Source organism: Pseudoalteromonas sp. G4, from assembly GCF_028875915.1.
Lineage (GTDB): Bacteria > Pseudomonadota > Gammaproteobacteria > Enterobacterales > Alteromonadaceae > Pseudoalteromonas.
The window spans coordinates 1-17,475 of record NZ_JAPEHW010000032.1 but is presented as its reverse complement, the minus strand read 5'-3'; the positions used below and the strand labels follow the sequence as shown (position 1 = coordinate 17,475).

Here is a 17,475-nt window from a genome sequence, read left to right as displayed (position 1 = left end):
CGTTAAAAAACATAAATCAATTATGCTTTTTTAACGAATCTAGCGGTAACCATCATCTCGCCTACACCATCAACGCGACAGTCTAACTCGTGGTCTTTTTTATCAAATACACGGCGAACAAGTGCTTTAGTACCAATTTTAATTACTTGTGAACTGCCTTTGATTTTAAGATCTTTAATAACAGTCACTTTATCGCCTTCAGCAAGTAACGCACCATTTGCATCTTTCACTTCAATCGCATCTTCCTGTGCTTGCTCTTCAGGGTTCCACTCGAACGCACACTCTGGACACACTAAATTTTCTTGATCTTGGTAAACGTATTCTGATTTGCAGCTTGGGCAAGGAGGTAACGACATAATAATTCTCTGTTCCTGTTTTATTTTACCGTTATTTTAATAGATTAAACCCTATTAAGCGAGTGGTTATTAACAATAAACACACTGCGCTATAAGGTTTTAAAGAGCATTCTCTAAAAAAATCTAACTAATATTTAAGTCAGTCCGCTACAATTAGCACCTTTTTTAAAACTCACAAATGAAATTAAATAACAGTTAAACAATCAAGAAGATTGAATGCAGTGCAAACTGTTACTCTTTAATTATGTGCAACAACTCGGTTACGGCCTTGCTCTTTAGCTTGGTAAAGTGCTTTATCTACACGTTTAAACATGGTTTCAAAATTAATATCATCACTTGCTTTCATCACCAATCCGATACTTACTTTAGCTAAAATGTCGCCTTTTTCGGTCTTGATTGGATTGCTCGCTTGATATTCACGAATACGTTCAGCCACCATTTGGGCTTTCTCAAATGGCGTATTTGGCAATAGTATTGCAAACTCTTCGCCTCCGATACGTGCCAGCACATCTTCGTCACGTAGGTTTGCAGATAAACTAGTCGCAAAAGACTGTAAAACAACATCACCAATTGGATGACCGTGTTTATCATTAATTTTTTTGAAATGATCAATATCTAATGACATCAGCGCAAACGGCGCGTTGCTTCGCTCTGCGCGCTTAAACTCGCGCTCTGCCGTTTCAACAAAATAGCGACGATTATACAAATTGGTTAAATAGTCTGTGTTAGCTTGTTTACGGAACTGCTCTTTTAGCTGATAAAGCTCTGTAACTTCGGTTGAAAACCCAATAAGCGATTTGCGCCCGTGTTGTTCAAACGGCACCTTAACACTTAAGTAATGACGTGTATTACCATCGTCATCTGACACTGTTTCTTCAATGGTTTGTTTTACACCACTGACAAATAATTCTGAGTCACTTTCATGAAAATGTGCAGCCATCTCTGGTGGCAAAATATCTTGTTCTTTTGCACCAATAATTTGTTCAACTGGCAGTCCAAATAATTCGGAAACTTTAGCATTTACATAAATAAACTCTCGGGAATCGTCTTTCATGTAAATATGGGCAGCCACATTATCGAGCACAATATCAAGTAACTTGTTTTGGTCTTCTACTTTACTTTGCAGCTGGCGTTGCTCAGTAATATCGTTTGCGATGCCACAAACGCCAATTAAGTTATTATTCTCGTCATAAAGTGGTTTTTTAATGATTTGATAAGTTATTTCACGGTTAAATGCTTTTACAAAATTAGTTTCTTCTTTTTGTAAAATCTTACCGGTACGCATTACCATTTGGTCGTTTTCGATAACTTCTCTTGACTGTGCTAAATCAAAAAAATGGCTATCGTCTTTTCCGAGCACTTCTTCTTCGGGCAAATCAAACACATCTAATACTGCTTGATTAACGTAGGTGTAGCGTCCTTCTAAATCTTTGCTAAAAATACAGGCACCAACAATGCTTAGCATGCCCTCTAAAATAGCAACTCTCTTTTTTAACTCTGCAGTCATTTATCACCTAACGTTTATATTCCGAAGAATTATTTATACAATTGCATTAATTTACTGGCACTCATTGCAATAGAAACTCGACTCAGTAATCTGTTAAAAATATAAAATGTAGTTGCTCTACATTAGAGTTTTTCAACGCTCTCAATGAGGTATTTGGCTCGTTTCTTGATCGTGTAATCAATAAAATCGGTATTGCTTATCGCGATATAATAAATTTGTGTGCCAAAGCAATTTTGGGCGTGAACAATAGCCTTTAATTTGCTCAAGTATATAGCAATTTAGTCTTATGGCGAAATTTAAAACGCCATAACGCTAAAAACAAAATCAACCAAGTCAAACACTTACTTAAAGTGCAGGTTTTCTGAACGAACCGCGTAATAGTTTCTAGCGGAGTCTGTTCCAGTACAACTTTGATTGCAAATTTAGCAATAAAGTCGTTACAATTCGCCTGCCGATAATAAGAATAATAATGTGTTTTATGCCAAAAATGTGGTTTGCTCTTGCGCTTGTCATTTTTTTAACAAGCTTTGATCTTCTTTCACAAACAAGTATTTGTACGAATTGCCCTTCATTAGTTAAAGTGAAAAATCGCGCGAATTTTGATGCAGAGGATTATTATCTTAGCAGTTATAAGGTTGATAAACAGAATATAAAAGCATTTAAACACGCTGTGCACAAAGACATTAACCGTGAATTTAATAACTTAAGTTATAAACAAGTTTGGACAGCCCTTACCTTCACAGATGAAGATCCAAATAATGCGAACAATATTCGTTTAATTTATAAAAACACCTCTATTGCAAAGAAAAATAATGGCAGTGGCATTAATAGCCGTCAACAAGATTATTGGAATAGAGAACATATCTGGCCCAAAAGTCATGGGTTTCCTAAAAAGTCCCAACAAGGTTATACCGATTTACATCATCTTAAGCCTGCCGATGTTTCATTGAATACTAAGCGCAGTGATAATGATTTTTTTGAAGGGGGGTACCCTTTAAAAGAGGCGCCAAATAATAAAAAGAATAAATCGCTGTGGTTTGAGCCCAATGATGGTGTAAAAGGTGACATAGCGCGTATGATTTTTTATATGGATGTGATGTATGAGATTGACTCCCATAAAGATATGCCCGATCTCGAAGTAGTTTCATATTACGATACAAAACGAACCGATTTAACCAGTGAAGTTGGTCAGCTTGGCGATTTATGTACTTTATACCGCTGGCACTTTGCCGACCCTATTGATGCTTTTGAAATAAATAGAAACGACACCATTTATGAGTTTCAAGCTAATCGCAACCCTTTTATTGATCACCCAGAATGGGTCAAGATTATTTACCAATCTGATTGCGAAAATAATTAGAAGCTAATTACCTTTGTGTAGTAGGTTAGTTCGAATAAGAAATCGCTTTTAAAAGCAAAAGCGCTGCTGTTTATCTCTCGATTCACCTTAGTTCTAATGAGAAGAAACACGGTTTAATCACTTGGTTAGTGACTTAGTTAACGAGCCAAAAGGCCATGGCTATAACTGTTAATATCAAAATAAGATATACAAGCCATAAATTACTTAAGCAAATATTAGTCTATAAAAGTCTGCGTTTTTTTGGCTTAATGAATAAAAATAACCCTAAGTGGGCATTATAATAAATTGGAGTGAATATGGAGTTGGGACTTTGGCTTAGCTTAGCTGGAATTTGTGCTGTTGGTGCGATGTCACCAGGCCCTAGTTTAGCTGTAGTTTTGTCGCATTCGATGGCACAAGGTTTAAAACACGGATTAGTTGCGAGTGTCGCACATGGTATTGGTGTAGGCATTTACGCAGCGCTTGCTGTTGTTGGTTTAGCGGGACTTATTCACCAATTTCCAATTGCTTACAAAGTGTTGTTATTTGGTGGCGCTATTTATTTAGTGTATTTGGCTTATAACATTTTAAAGGCAGGTAACAGCAAGTTTAGTTTTGATAAAGCATCTTCAAGCAGTTCTCTTTACGCTGCTAGAGATGGTTTTGCGATTGCTTTTTTAAACCCTAAATTGGCAATTTTCTTTTTGGCACTTTTCTCACAATTTATAGATCCTGAAACCATTACTGTGTATCAAGGGTTCATTATGTGCTTAACGGTATTTACCATTGATACACTTTGGTATTGCATTGTGAGTGTTATCACAAGTAAAGCGAACCAAAAATTCGACCTTACCCGCTACGCACATATTATCAATAAACTATTAGCTTTTGCCTTTTTATTGCTGGCTTTACGCGTTGTAATTACAAATATTTAGGCCTTTTCATGTCGAAAAAAGCAATCGTTATTGGTGCAACAGGCTTAGTTGGAAATGAGCTTGTTAAATTACTCTGTAAAACAAATGACATTTCAGAAGTCGTTGTAATTGCAAGAAGAGAACTCGTTTTTAACCATGCAAAACTAAAATGCCACATTGTTGATTTCGAAAAGTTAGCAGAACACAGCCATTTATTTAAAGGTGATGTGCTTTTTTCATGCTTAGGTACTACTAAAAAGAAAGCTAAAACAATTGAGGCGCAGCGAAGAGTTGACCTAAATTACCAATATTTAATTGCCGAAATGGCAGCTAATAACAATATACAAGATTACTTACTCGTATCTTCTAGCGGTGCAAATAGCAATAGCCGCAGCCCTTACCTTAAAATGAAAGGAGAGCTTGAAGAAAAAGTAAAAGCACTTTGTTTTAAACGCATTTCAATTTTACAACCGTCATTATTACTTGGTAAACGGCAAGAGTTTAGAATAATTGAAACTCTCGCAAGTGTTATTCTACCAACACTTTGTAAACTTCCTTGGTTAAAACGCTACAGACCAATTTCTGGGCAGCAGGTAGCACATAAACTACTTGATGTTTATCAAAATCAAACGGAGCACCAAGCCATTTATACGTTAGATGAACTATTTAATTAGTTTCAACTAACTACAGGTTTGCGTGGGTAAAACCCTATATAGCCAACATTCAAATTAATGCAGAAAATACAATTTAATTTATTCTCTACATAATAAATACGTTTTAAAATATTAAGAAGACTACAACCCTTCTCTTCAAAAAATTTAAATTTATTTATAATCAAACACTTAAATTAAGCACATCAAATTCTCAAGCAATTTATAAGAAAGCCTTATCTGACTAAGAATAAATTATAATGTATACAATCTTTACAAGTGACAACCTGATCTGTAACATCAATTTACATACTGTATACATTATACCTATAAATCAATCAGGATAAGCAATAATGATAAAAACAAGCAACATACTTAAACGCTCTGCTTGCGCACTTGCTGTGGCATCTGCAATGGCTGTTAGTTTACCTGCTTTAGCTAACGATACCTTTAACGGCACTGTGAAAGGGGTGGTATCAAGCGCCGAACAGCAGCAACTCGCAAACGCTACAGTTACGCTTAAACATAAAACCAAAGGTGTTACTCGTTCCATTACAACATCAGATGATGGTAGTTATACACTTCGTAAACTTCCGATTGGTGAGTACACACTTACTATTGAAAAAGAAGGTTATGAGCAAGTCTTAGAGCAGAATATCCTAGTAACTGTAGGTGGTTCAGTTGTATTTAACAACACCATGTACTCAGTTGGTACAAATATGGAAACCATTGAAATCACTGGCAGCAGAATTGCCCGTGTAGATATGGAATCATCTACAGGCGGCATTGTTGTAACACAAGCGGAATTAAAACGATTACCCGTTGAAACAGGTTTTGAAGCCATTGCCCTACTTTCTCCTGGTGTTGTAAGTAATGGTGAGTTTGGCGCTGCCAGTATTGGTGGTAGCTCTTCTGCAGAAAATGCGTATTACTTAAATGGTATTAACATTACCAATATCAAAACGGGTATCGGTTCAATTAACCTGCCTTGGGAAGGTGTTGAACAAACTGAAGTAATGACGGGTGGCATTGACCCTAAATTTGGCGGTGCTTTAGGCGGCATTGTTAATGCTATTTCAAAATCAGGTAGTAACGACTGGGAATTCGAAGCATACGCACGTATTGACCCAGAAGCGACGCGTTCTCATCATAAAAATATGATTGATCGTGAAGGAAATTACTTCTCGAACAGCGCACAAGATGAAAGCACCTTCACACGTTTTTCATTCTCCGCAGGTGGCGCTTTAATTGAAGACACGCTTTTCTTCTACGGTGTTTATGCGCCACAAAAAAGCGATTATGAAGCAGCTGGTAGCAATACCATTGATATTGGCGAGAGCACATCTGACCGTTACCTTGCAACAGTAGACTGGTTTATTACTGATGATCATTCACTTACTGCAACTGCTATTGGTTTTACCAACAAAGGCAAAGGTAAAACCTATGCAAATGATTGGGAAACGCAAGAAGTTGGCGAATATTTAAGTGATTACAAATCTCGCTCAGGCGGTGATATTTTTGGTTTAACTTATTCAGGCATTATCAATGACGATATGTCAGTTGAAGTTGTTGCGGGACGTACTGTTGATAAAACATATAATTCAGCAACAAGCTCTGATCCACTGGTTTGGTCACAACTAACTGGCGGTTGGGTAAAGCTATCACAAGAATCAGCTTCTTCAATCACAGAAAGTGAATTTATTCGCGACCAATTACGTGCTGACTTTAGCTGGACGTTAGAAGATCATGACATCAAAGTTGGCTTTGATTACGTTAATATCGACGTAGATTATGTAAATAGTCCGAACGGTGTTGGTGATCGTGCAGGTTGGTGGTATCCAATGTATGCATGGAATGGCAACCCTGTTGACCATCCGGCAGGCGAAGCATTTATTGAGCAGCGTGTACGTACTGACTTTACTGATTCAGAAGTAAATTCAACCGCATTTTATATTCAAGATACTTGGACAGTAACCGATCAACTAACGCTTAACCTAGGCTTACGTTATTCAAGCGTTTACAACACGGTTTCAACCGGTGAAAAATATGTTGATGTGGATAACCAAATTGCGCCTCGTTTACAAGCTATCTATGACTTAGGTGACGGCACATCAAAAGTATTTGCAACATTTGGTCGTTACTACCAACCTGTTTCAGCAAATATGAACATTACACAAGGTGGTCAACGTCGTGATATTAGTTATTACTACGAAGTAGGTGAAGTGGATGCTGATGGTCAAGCCGTTCTGCTTCCTGATGGTTCACCAAGCACAGGCGCATATATTGGTGAAGAAGTAGTACAAACTGGTGAAATTGATACTGGCATGATTGTTAGCCAAGACCTAGAAGCCATGTACTCTGATGAAATCACCATTGGTTATCAAGGCGAATTTCTTGATGGCGACCTAGTTTATGGTGTTCGCGGTATTTACCGTGACCTAAAAGAATCAATTGAAGATACCAACTATGCACCTGTAATGCGTAAATGGTTTGCTGAAAATGGTATCAATAGCGATCCAGGTTATGCTTATATTCTTAATAACCCAGGCACTGATTTAGAAGTATTTTACGATACAAATGGCGATGGTACTGCAGAGCGCATACTGATCCCAGCAGATTACATCGGTTTACCTGATCCTGAGCGTAAGTACGGTGCAATCGAAAATACCTTATCTGGCAAAATTGGCAGAGATTTCCACTATAACGCGTCATACACTTGGTCGCATAGTTGGGGTAACACAGAAGGTTTAGTGCGAACTGATAACGGCCAAGCCGATCCAGGTTGGACAACCTCATATGACTATGCTGATTTAATGGATCACTCAAATGGTAATCTACCAAATGACCGCCGTCATTCATTCAAAATGAATGGTTATTACAACATTACGGATGAATTAGTACTTGGCTTTAATATGCGTATCACATCAGGTGTACCAATCAGTAAATTCTCTCGTCACCCTCTGGGTGTAGATAGCTGTGCTGAAGGCTCGGTATGGGATGAATGTAATAGTCGTGGTTATGATCATGTGTCTTTCTATGATGCAGACGGTAACCCAGCACCACGTGGCACTTTTGGCGAAACTGACTGGTTAAAAGAGTTTGATTTAAGCCTTGCATACAATATTTCAGTTGCAGGTAATCCGTTAGAGCTAAAAGCGACAGCATATAACTTGTTTAACTTCGATACACAAACATCGGTTGTGCAAGCGAATGCTCGTGATGGCGCAAACGGTCAAGAAGTTAACCCAAATTGGGGAATGACATCAGGTCGTTTAGGTGCTCGTTACATTAGCTTTGAAGCACGTTACGCTTTCTAATTAACAATTAAGCAAAGCACTAAAAAGCCCGAAACAGTGTTTCGGGCTTTTTTATACAAAATAAACAACAGTTAACTATTAGGTTCAAACTCACTGGAGAGAATAAGATGCCCTTGTTCATCACAGCTAACGTAGTTCTCTTGTGTTAAATAATCGATTACCGTATCAACATCGCTTTCTGCCACTCCCGACAAAACTAATTCATGGCGCTTAATTGGCTTTGGATGATTCGTCATCAGTTCGCTCAATACCACGCGCATTATTAACTTATTTTTACGACACATAACACTTCACTAACGGTTATTTTATGTTCAAGTAATTTGTATCATAAAAAATAGATTTAGCACACTTTTTATACTAAATATATTAAGTATGTGATCAATAATAGCGCTGAAAAATAAAATGATATAAAGGCATAATTTTCTTATGCCGTTGTTTTACATGTATAAAATTTAACACAGTTAGCATGATATTTAGTCCACTACTGTGCTCAGCTAGTTAAGTGAATTGGTATTATTCAGCCATCATTATTTAAGCCATTAAAAAGCCCGAGGCAACAGCTCGGGCTTTACTCTATAAAATACTGTAAATTTAGCCTTTTGGCTTATCCGCAGTGATTTTTTCAATCGCTAAAATTAAGCCTAAGCCAAATACAGCTAAGGCAAAACAGATCAATGTTTGTGGATCTTGCCCTGTCACCATTTGATAGGTTTCCGGGCCAATATTAGTTTGGCTTAATGGCTTCTCAATACCTTTTGAATTGGTATAAGTACTTACTACTTGCTTCCAAGGCCATAGTAAATTAAGCGAACCAAATAAAAATCCAGCCAGTAATGCAAAAGTGACATCTCTAAAGCGCGCTAATAACCAGCCTAAGAAGTGTGAAAACGTCATTAAGCCAACAACACAACCGCCTAAAAACAGGCCTATCAGCGTGAAATTTAACGATGTTACGGCTGCTAAAACATGACCATACATACCAAGCAACAATAAAATAAAACTGCCAGAAATACCCGGTAAAATCATGGCACAAATAGCGATTGCGCCTGCCACAAAATAATACCACCAGCTCGCATTAGCCTCAGCTGGCGCTAAAGAGGTAATGGTAAAGGCAATCACGGTTCCTAAAATACATGCTAAAACAGTTTTGATATCCCATTTTTCAAGCTGTTTAGCAATATGTAAAAATGAGGCAATAATCAATCCAAAGAAAAAAGACCACACAAAGGTTTGATGATGTGCTAATAAATAAGTAATTATTTTAGCAAGTGATAATGCACTGATAGCCAATCCACTAAACACAGCCACTAAAAAGTTCCCGTCAATATGTTGCCAAAGTGACTTGATACCCTGGTCTTTTAATACTTTAAATGCGGTTAAATTAACACTGCGTATGGCGGTAAGTAATCGTTCGTAAATCCCCGTGATAAATGCAATGGTGCCACCCGAAACGCCAGGTACTACATCAGCTGCGCCCATACCTGCACCTTTCAAAAAGGTCATAGCATAGTCTCTCAGCGTGTCTTTTTGCTGTGACATAGCCTTAATTTTCTCCTTAAATAAAAACTAGGCGTATATTAGGGGAAGTCGTTTAAGAATACTATCTCGACTTATTACGAGGAGCTTATCTAATACGTTAAATCGATTATTAGCTCTAATAACGTTGGTTTATTGCGCTACATCAAACAATAATTACCCAAAAGCAATACTATAGTTGGTGAAAAAGTTATTTTCCTGTGTATGGAAGCACACTTTTAAAGGGCTGTAGTTGTATGTTGACACCTCAACAAGCACGCCAAAGGTTGCGTCGCGTTAGTTCTCATAGCATTGAGTTTGCTGAAAGCTTTGATGAACTGTTAAAAGATCTGCTTAGTGAAGGCTTACACTTTCTCTGTGTTGATAAAATATCCGTTTGGTTAGTTAATGATTTAGACAAACCAAGCCAATTAAACTGTATTGCAAGTACCCACAATCAAGAAGAGTTTTGTCAAAGCTTAGCAATACAACAATATCCGGTGTATTTTGAACAAATACTTTTAGGGCATACTGTTGCCGCGAACAATGTCGAACTAGATAATCGAACCATCGAGTTGAAAATTCATAACAATAATTGTTCACGAGCGCTACTCGATACGGTGATTTATCATAATGGTAAACCACATGGCGTGGTGAGCTGCGAATCTTATGCAAATCATCATATTTGGACTAACGAGGATATTGTTTACGCTGAATCACTCGCTGATAGTTGTAGTAGACGATTGATGGCTTTAGAAACACTAAAGCTTCAAAATCAACTTAAAGAAATGGCATTTGTAGACACCCTTACAGGTCTCAAAAATCGCCGCTATTTTAACGAACGGGTTCAAAGTGCTAAAAATTCGCAATATCGTTTGCAAACACCACTATCACTGATAATGATCGATTTAGATCACTTTAAACAAGTTAATGATGAATTTGGTCACGAAGCGGGCGATATTGTACTCGCACAGTTTGCAAAAAACTGCTTAACACAATTGCGATTAGAGGATGTTCTATGTAGATATGGTGGCGAAGAGTTTATAATCATTTTGCCATACACTACAGAAAAACAAGCATCGCTATTGGCTGAGCGATTGCGCGTATCAGTTGAAAACATGTCAATCCAACATGAACATAAAATTATTAAACTGACCGCAAGCTTTGGGGTCGCTGAAATGGGCTTAGAACACACCATTGAAGAAACCATCAAAAGAGCTGATGTTGCTGTATACAAAGCAAAAGATGCAGGGCGCAATTGTGTAATTACCCTGTAAACCTTTACGTTACAGGCAAAGTTAAAAGGCACAAACTGATTTGTGCCTTTTAAAATTATCGTAATTTTTTAATTAATCTACTAAATCACACTCGTTTGTTATCGAGTGATTTTAAAAAAGCATCACAGGCATTTTCAACCAAGTCCAACACGGTTTCAAACCCTTGATCACCACCATAATAAGGGTCGGGTATTTCGTTTTCGCCCATATCACCGTAACTTAAAAATAACTTTATTTTGTCTTGATATTGATTCGGACATATCGCTTGTAAGTCCGCCAAGTTTTGCTTATCCGCACAAAGGATCTCATCAAAATATTCAAAATCATTTGCTGTTACTTGCCGCGCACGGATCATCGAGAAATCATAGCCACGCGCCTCACCCGCAGCACGAGAACGCGGATCTGAGCGCTCCCCAGCGTGATAAGCAATAGTGCCAGCCGAATCCACTTCTATAGCTATACCCGTATCAATCGCCTTAGCTTTAAGCACCGCTTCACCCGTAGGCGAACGGCAAATATTACCCATGCATACGACTAGCACTCGAAAAGGCCGATTTTTCCCTTTATCCACAATAACTTACTCCAGTTTTTGACACTTCTTACACCTATCATAACATATCTTTAGCTATCAATAGGTTACATTTTTTGTGGGGAATATTTTAGGAGAATTCTAGGAGAAAAGCCTCCAATTTTTGACAATAGTAAACAAACGGAATGAGTACACGAAATTACGATTAAGCTGATTTATTTTAACGATGTGAAACGAATAAATAGTGGTTTAGAGAACAACTAACGTTGCTTCTGACAAGTTTAAGAGGCCTATGAAATTGAGTGAAATAAAAGGTGAAATAATGACGCAAAGTCAAAAAGTGGACTATTCGGCAAGCTGTCAGAATTTAAAGAATAATTCACTTTAATTCTGATTAACGTTATAAATTATCAGCTATTGCTGAAACCAAAGTAATAGACTTTCCTAATTTAGTGAAAAACCTCAATCGCGATCATCGATTAAGGTTGCTACACTTTCTTGTTATACAGCAGTCAAGTCAGTTCATATTCTCTTTTTTATAATTATGGTAATTTCCTACAACTTGTTGGTAAAGAATTGATGCCTGCTTAACAGCCGCCGGATGGAAAGCGTTAATAAACAACATGTCCTCATGCTTATGCACTCGTTCACTTACTTTACTAAGTTCTGGAAATACATACTTCTTAATTTGCTTATAAGTACCACCAAGAACTATTATATCCGGTTTTATTAATTCAATTTGCCTACGAACGTAAGGAGCAAACTCAGCTGCATGAGCATCAAAAGACTTTTTATTAGTTCTAGCCCCTCCAGCGGTTTTTCTAATGTTAATATATGCAATACTTTTAATTGCTGCTTTTAAATTTAGTTTTGCATCTCTTATAGCAGGGACTTCACCATTATAATTTTGTAAACCATAGGCCCAACGTCCAACTCTACGAAGAACTTTACCCTTCCACCAACCGCTTTTTTTTGTTGTTAAAGCTCTATTAATTGCCGAGACTATATTTTGCTTAGCTTTATTAGTTTCTTTTAAAACAAACAAAACTTTTACATCGCATTTTTCCCAATCATCAACAGAAATAATTCCATCTATATTAAAATGTAAGCCTTCAGGAAATTTGCTTTGCCAATCAACTAAAAGTTCTTCGAGGTTATCTATTTGGGAAACATTAGAGTTTGTCATTCAAATTAATTCCATTTTTGTTAATTGTCATAAAATTCAATTAATAAGCATTTTTAAATTCTAGATAATATATTCCTAACATGCCCAACAAACCATATTTTTAACGTTAATCCTTATTAAAGTTAAACCTACTATTGATTTCCTACATAAATCACAACCAGTAATTTTTGTTTATTTTTTAGGCTAACAGTATTCAATGCTAAAAATATTTTTATTAAAAATAAGCAAAATATATAAAACCCTCCTCCTATTGCACTGTTTTAACTAGAAAAAGATATTATTTTTTTTGCTTAATCGAAGTTTTGTACATTTCAAAAATTATTTTCTAATAGGGGAAATTAACTACTTGGAGTACAAAACTTGAATAACTTCGTAGATCTAAAAACTTGGTGGCACTTAAATTATGGCGATGCTTACTGTGCACAAACAGTTCGCCGATGGTGCCAAAAAGGTTTAATTTTTCCTACCCCAGAAAAACATGGTGGTAAATATAAAGTTATTAGAAATGCCAAATATATTAATAAGCTTGTTGATTTGAAGCCCAAGCTAAAAACCATAGATGAACGCAATAAAATAAACCAAAAATTACAACAACTTTTAGGATAATTATGCCTGTACAAAAAATAAATTCATTATCAATAGGCCTTCCTACTGGCGTCTATGGCAAGTCAGACGATAGATCAGCAACTAAGGAAAGTTTCCAAATGAACAATCCATTTTATGGTTTACATGGCTTATACAAAAGCAACGTAAAGCGACTATCACTTGGCAGCTGTAAAGAGACCGCAAATACAAAGGCAAATGAAATCCTAGAAGCATTCGCACAATTATCAATTGCCGAGATTAAAGCTTACAAAGAGGAATACAAAATTAGAAATAATGGAACATACTTAAAAACTGTCGAACCAGAAATTACAATCAGCCCTATTGAGCATAAGTTGGTGCAAACCAATAATGAACAATTAACAGTGAATTCCGTAATTAGCTCAATTAAACAAGAGCACATTCGAGATAATTTAGCAGCTGCTACTATTAAAACATACAACACGCCTTATAACAGAATCGCAAAGATTTTTGGTAATCTCTCGCCTGAGTATCTAACAATAGAAAATATATCAAAACATATGGCCGTTTTAATAAGTAAAGGAAAAAAAAGAGCTGCTCAACAACTTAAAAATGGTTACAAAAGACTTTTAAAACATGGATCACAACAAGGTTACTTTGACTTTAATCTAAACGACCTAAACAAGCTCAAGTCTATAAAAGTAAAAGTTAAGCGATCGAGACTTGAATATAAGGTATTTATTAAAATTCAGGCGAATAATAGTCAACCAAAAATATATAAATTATTCAATGACCTTTGTCTCGTACTAAATGCAAGACCTATTGAAGTATCCATAATGAGAAAAGAGAGAGGGCAAGATTATGAACAAAGAGTACAAAACTATAACGACGGGAAATTTTCGAATTCTGAAGTCAAAACGTTTAAAGATGTAATTAAAAACTTACCATATTCTTATATTGATAAAGATGCTCAAGTATTTCGTATTTTCGAAACAAAAAAAGGAACATTTCGTACTGTACCATTCTCACATAAGGTAGATGAAAATATCAAAAGCGCAGGTGAAATACTAAAAGAAATAGAGGAATACATAACAGTAGAATCGGATTTCGTTTTAAGTTATCAAAAAGGGCGCGGGCGAGCAAAATCGGGAGATCCAATCTCACCAAAAGCTGTAGCAGATAATTTTAAAAAGCAGATTGCTAAACTTAATTTAACCTGGGCAAGTGGCACTCCGCCTTCATTATATGAACTTCGGAGTCTTGCAGCCAGACTATCAGAAAAATACAATGGTCGCGATGGTGAACGCCTTGTACAAGAAACTAAAACAAGCACCATAGATGACGAAATTGAAAATTCACAATGTGCGAGCAAAGGAGTTAGATCCTCATTAGGGCATTCACCAAAAAGTAAAATAACTGAAACTTATCTAGCACCACGCACTAGCTTTGCTGAGATTGAATAGCATAAGAATATCTTTTACAGGCGTAAAACATATTCATGACTTTTATCATATAAATTAGGAGAATTAAAGAGTTATAAATAAAACAGGCCTTGGATTAGATGAGAAATGAGCTAAACCAACATGGCGTCGAAAATCTTTACGTAAGACGTGATAGAAGAAGTCGAACAGGTGTTGCTTGCCAGTATAAAGACCCCAGATTTGGATTTAAAGAATTCACTGGCGTCAAGCAATATCGAGGCCTTGGTAGCGATGTAACACAAGCTATAGAAACAGCACGGAAGCTCAATGCTTGCCTTATCCCATTAGTTGCTAGTGCTAAGGTTACTTTGATAGTAAACACAGCCAAAACTTCGAGCAAAAGCATTAAACTCAGCACATGGCTTACTCAATACACAGCTGTTCAAGAAGATAAACTAAAATCTGGTGCTTTGAAACCAAACACTTGGAAAGTTCGCCGCGGATTAATTAACCGAATTAATAAAGCACATGGTAAATACAAACTTGATGCCATCACAACTAAACTCGTTAAAGCTTTACTTGATAGCTATTTAAAAGAAGGAAAAGTGCGCTCAGCTCAGGCTGTGAGAAGTGTGTACATCGACATATTCACAGAAGCGGCACAAGCTGGTGAAGTCGATTCTATGTTTAATCCAGCTAAAACAACTAAAAAGCCCGTTGCTAAAGTCACAAAATCTCGTTTATCACTATCGCAATTTGAGCAAATCTCAGCTCAATTTGATTACAAGCCCTTCAAATTAGCGAGTCTTTTAGCTCTCGTCACGGCACAACGTAGGACTGACCTATGTCTTCTAAGAAAATTCAAAGGTAGCGATTGGGAAGAACGTTTCAATAAATATAAAGAAAACCCAAACCACTTTATCGACACCAATGATGCGGGCGATTCGTTTCAAAAGTTAGTTAGATTTGCTCCCTACTCCTATCTTGAAAACGACTATTTACATGTTTTTCAGTTAAAGACTGGCAAGCTTTTAAAAATACCGTTAGCTCTTAAGTTAAGAATAATTGATCAATCAATACATGATGTCATTAAATTAGCGCATCACAATATTGAAAGTGACTTTGTATTACACCATACAAAAAACCGTAATAAAGCTAAAATAGGTGATGCAGTGAGCCCTATTCTTTTAACTCGTCATTTTAAAAATGCCCGCGATAAAACAGGTATTAATTGGAGCAGCACACCAGCGAGCTTCCATGAAATAAGATCTTTATCTGAGCGCTTGTACCGTGAACAAGGCATCGACACTCGCCAGCTCTGTGGCCATAGCGAACAAAAAATGACAGACGCCTATAACGACTTACGCGGATCAGATTGGCAAATAGTCAAAATATAGCGCCTTCTGAAAGAACAAAAGCAGCAGTTTGCTGCAAGCAAAATGCAATAAAAAGCGCATCAGCATGATGCCAACAAGCGCGTAATTTTAGTTGTCAGCATGACAAGTCAAATGAAGCCGCGCTATCTACAGCTGGTCTGTAGTAACCGCATTTTCGTTTTGCCTTCAGCAAAATTCGCTAAGAGTTTGTAAAACTCGAAAGCGAACCTCAGCTTTCGTCAGAAAGCAGCACGTTAATAGTGGCTAAACGTTTTGTAAAAACAGCCACAATTAAAAACGGGCGGAAAGGCGGTTACTACAGAGCGTAGCTCGGTAGATAGCGCGAGCACTTTAAGCGCCCAGTGCGTAGCACGCAGAGTCATTGCTTTGCGTAGCAAAACCCAGCAATGACGAGCGGTTAAAGTGCCTATAGTTGAATTGCAAAGCAATGAGGCTATTAGTCGAAGGCTATTTTCATCACACAGTGATTACGAGAATCATATCGAGCCTAATTTTGTAGTAACTAGCAATGAATATTGCTAGTTGGTGTGTTTGACTGCTACATGTAAGTATTGAATAATCAAAATTCAACATTAGTGTAAAAGGATTTTATGATGAAAATGATTTTTGTTGATGCCGAAAATATCGGCCTTAAGGAACTTGAGAAAGTAAACGCCACAATTATTGATAAAGTGTTTGTTTTTTCAAAAGTTGAAAGCATTAAACGCGTATGCGAACAGCAACTATTTTTGTGCTTATCAGATTACCCTAGTTCGTCTAACCAAGCTGATTTTTACATCATCGCTTACTTATCGCGTATTCTCACCTCAATACCAAAATCACAAATTAAAAACGTTGAGTTTTGTTTATACACGAACGACACAAGCCTGATTGATGCGTTTGAGTTTCAGTGTGCGTTGTTTGGCGCAAAGACTAGCATCATAAAAACAAAAGACGATACAGTTGTTCCTATTCAGCCAAAAACACATGTTGAGCTAGTGTTTGAAGCGTTACATCAACCAAGGCCTCTAAACGATAAATTACAAAAGCAATTAGGGTTAACTAAAGCCGATTTCTGCCGCGCTATTACCTCATTAAATAAAGCAAATAAAATCATTCGTTCACCCAATAATAAAAAACACTGGGTGCAAAGAACGGCTTAATCAAAGTTTTTGCTATTTGTAATCATTTCATAAGATGACGCCACCGAAGCACGGGCGACGAACATCTGGTGCGCGCATAATTTATAAGCCAGCGCTGTTCGATATATGGATTGTTTGCCAGGGGTGTTGAGATCCGAAGAGTGCACTCAGATTTTATTTTAATTAAGAGTTAAAACCATGAATACAAGTTAAACACAGGTTAATCGCGGGTATATTGACGAATGTACCCGTTTCTATTTTGTATTTTCTTAAATTTATTGCGATGAACATCGCTATTTTGCATGTCTTAAATCTAGTTAATTACTCAATTAATAAAATGAGTAATTAAAAATGAACAACCCCCTAAACGAATTGATAAACG

General features: G+C 36.9%; 15 protein-coding genes. 9 read left to right on the top strand and 6 right to left on the bottom strand.

The annotated features are described in order from the left end of the window. Positions 1-20: 20 nt before the first annotated feature. Complete coding sequence (locus tag ON073_RS10870) at positions 21-356, bottom strand: zinc ribbon domain-containing protein YjdM (RefSeq protein WP_274761916.1); 336 nt, start codon at positions 354-356, stop codon at positions 21-23. A gap of 238 nt (positions 357-594) precedes the next feature. Then, positions 595-1,863 (bottom strand): sensor domain-containing diguanylate cyclase, encoded by a 1,269-nt coding sequence (locus ON073_RS10865; RefSeq protein ID WP_274761915.1) that lies wholly within the window; start codon positions 1,861-1,863, stop codon positions 595-597. 478 nt (positions 1,864-2,341) lie between these two features. Between ON073_RS10865 and ON073_RS10860 the strand changes: the two genes are divergently transcribed. The 4 genes from ON073_RS10860 to ON073_RS10845 all read left to right on the top strand — a co-directional run bounded on the left by ON073_RS10860 (position 2,342) and on the right by ON073_RS10845 (position 8,083). Next, complete coding sequence (locus ON073_RS10860) at positions 2,342-3,223, top strand: endonuclease I family protein (RefSeq protein WP_274761914.1); 882 nt, start codon at positions 2,342-2,344, stop codon at positions 3,221-3,223. Positions 3,224-3,519: 296 nt separating this feature from the next. Further along, a complete protein-coding gene (locus ON073_RS10855) occupies positions 3,520-4,137 on the top strand; it encodes a LysE family translocator (protein WP_274761913.1) in 618 nt (205 codons plus the stop codon). An 8-nt stretch (positions 4,138-4,145) separates the two neighbouring features. After that, a complete protein-coding gene (locus ON073_RS10850) occupies positions 4,146-4,790 on the top strand; it encodes an NAD-dependent epimerase/dehydratase family protein (protein ID WP_274761911.1) in 645 nt (214 codons plus the stop codon). Between the two features lie 329 nt (positions 4,791-5,119). Next, a complete protein-coding gene (locus ON073_RS10845; protein WP_274761910.1) occupies positions 5,120-8,083 on the top strand; it encodes a TonB-dependent receptor in 2,964 nt (987 codons plus the stop codon). Positions 8,084-8,154: 71 nt separating this feature from the next. Here ON073_RS10845 and ON073_RS10840 read toward each other — a convergent pair whose 3' ends face one another. Then, entirely contained in the window at positions 8,155-8,367 is a 213-nt protein-coding gene (locus ON073_RS10840; RefSeq protein ID WP_274761909.1) for a hypothetical protein, read from the bottom strand. Positions 8,368-8,674: 307 nt separating this feature from the next. Beyond that, on the bottom strand, positions 8,675-9,622 hold the full coding sequence (locus tag ON073_RS10835; RefSeq protein ID WP_274761908.1) for a DUF368 domain-containing protein: 948 nt from the start codon (positions 9,620-9,622) through the stop codon (positions 8,675-8,677). Between the two features lie 233 nt (positions 9,623-9,855). Between ON073_RS10835 and ON073_RS10830 the strand changes: the two genes are divergently transcribed. After that, complete coding sequence (locus ON073_RS10830; protein ID WP_274761907.1) at positions 9,856-10,875, top strand: sensor domain-containing diguanylate cyclase; 1,020 nt, start codon at positions 9,856-9,858, stop codon at positions 10,873-10,875. Positions 10,876-10,960: 85 nt separating this feature from the next. Here the strand turns inward: ON073_RS10830 and ON073_RS10825 are convergent, their stop codons facing one another. Both ON073_RS10825 and ON073_RS10820 read right to left on the bottom strand, forming a co-directional pair. Beyond that, positions 10,961-11,446, bottom strand: a complete 486-nt coding sequence (locus tag ON073_RS10825) for a low molecular weight protein-tyrosine-phosphatase (protein WP_274761906.1) — start codon at positions 11,444-11,446, stop codon at positions 10,961-10,963. Positions 11,447-11,921: 475 nt separating this feature from the next. Beyond that, a complete protein-coding gene (locus ON073_RS10820) occupies positions 11,922-12,590 on the bottom strand; it encodes a hypothetical protein (protein ID WP_274761905.1) in 669 nt (222 codons plus the stop codon). A gap of 360 nt (positions 12,591-12,950) precedes the next feature. On the opposite strand from ON073_RS10820, the gene ON073_RS10815 reads away from it, so the two are divergent. The 4 genes from ON073_RS10815 to ON073_RS10800 all read left to right on the top strand — a co-directional run bounded on the left by ON073_RS10815 (position 12,951) and on the right by ON073_RS10800 (position 17,114). After that, positions 12,951-13,196: an excisionase gene (locus ON073_RS10815; RefSeq protein ID WP_274761904.1), complete on the top strand. Its 246-nt coding sequence runs from the start codon at positions 12,951-12,953 to the stop codon at positions 13,194-13,196. A 2-nt stretch (positions 13,197-13,198) separates the two neighbouring features. Continuing rightward, entirely contained in the window at positions 13,199-14,617 is a 1,419-nt protein-coding gene (locus ON073_RS10810) for a hypothetical protein (protein WP_274761903.1), read from the top strand. 98 nt (positions 14,618-14,715) lie between these two features. Next, positions 14,716-15,972: a tyrosine-type recombinase/integrase gene (locus ON073_RS10805; RefSeq protein ID WP_274761902.1), complete on the top strand. Its 1,257-nt coding sequence runs from the start codon at positions 14,716-14,718 to the stop codon at positions 15,970-15,972. Between the two features lie 590 nt (positions 15,973-16,562). Beyond that, positions 16,563-17,114 carry a hypothetical protein gene (locus ON073_RS10800; protein WP_274761901.1) on the top strand — a complete coding sequence of 184 codons (552 nt, stop codon included), beginning with the start codon at positions 16,563-16,565 and terminating at the stop codon, positions 17,112-17,114. Positions 17,115-17,475: the final 361 nt, after the last annotated feature.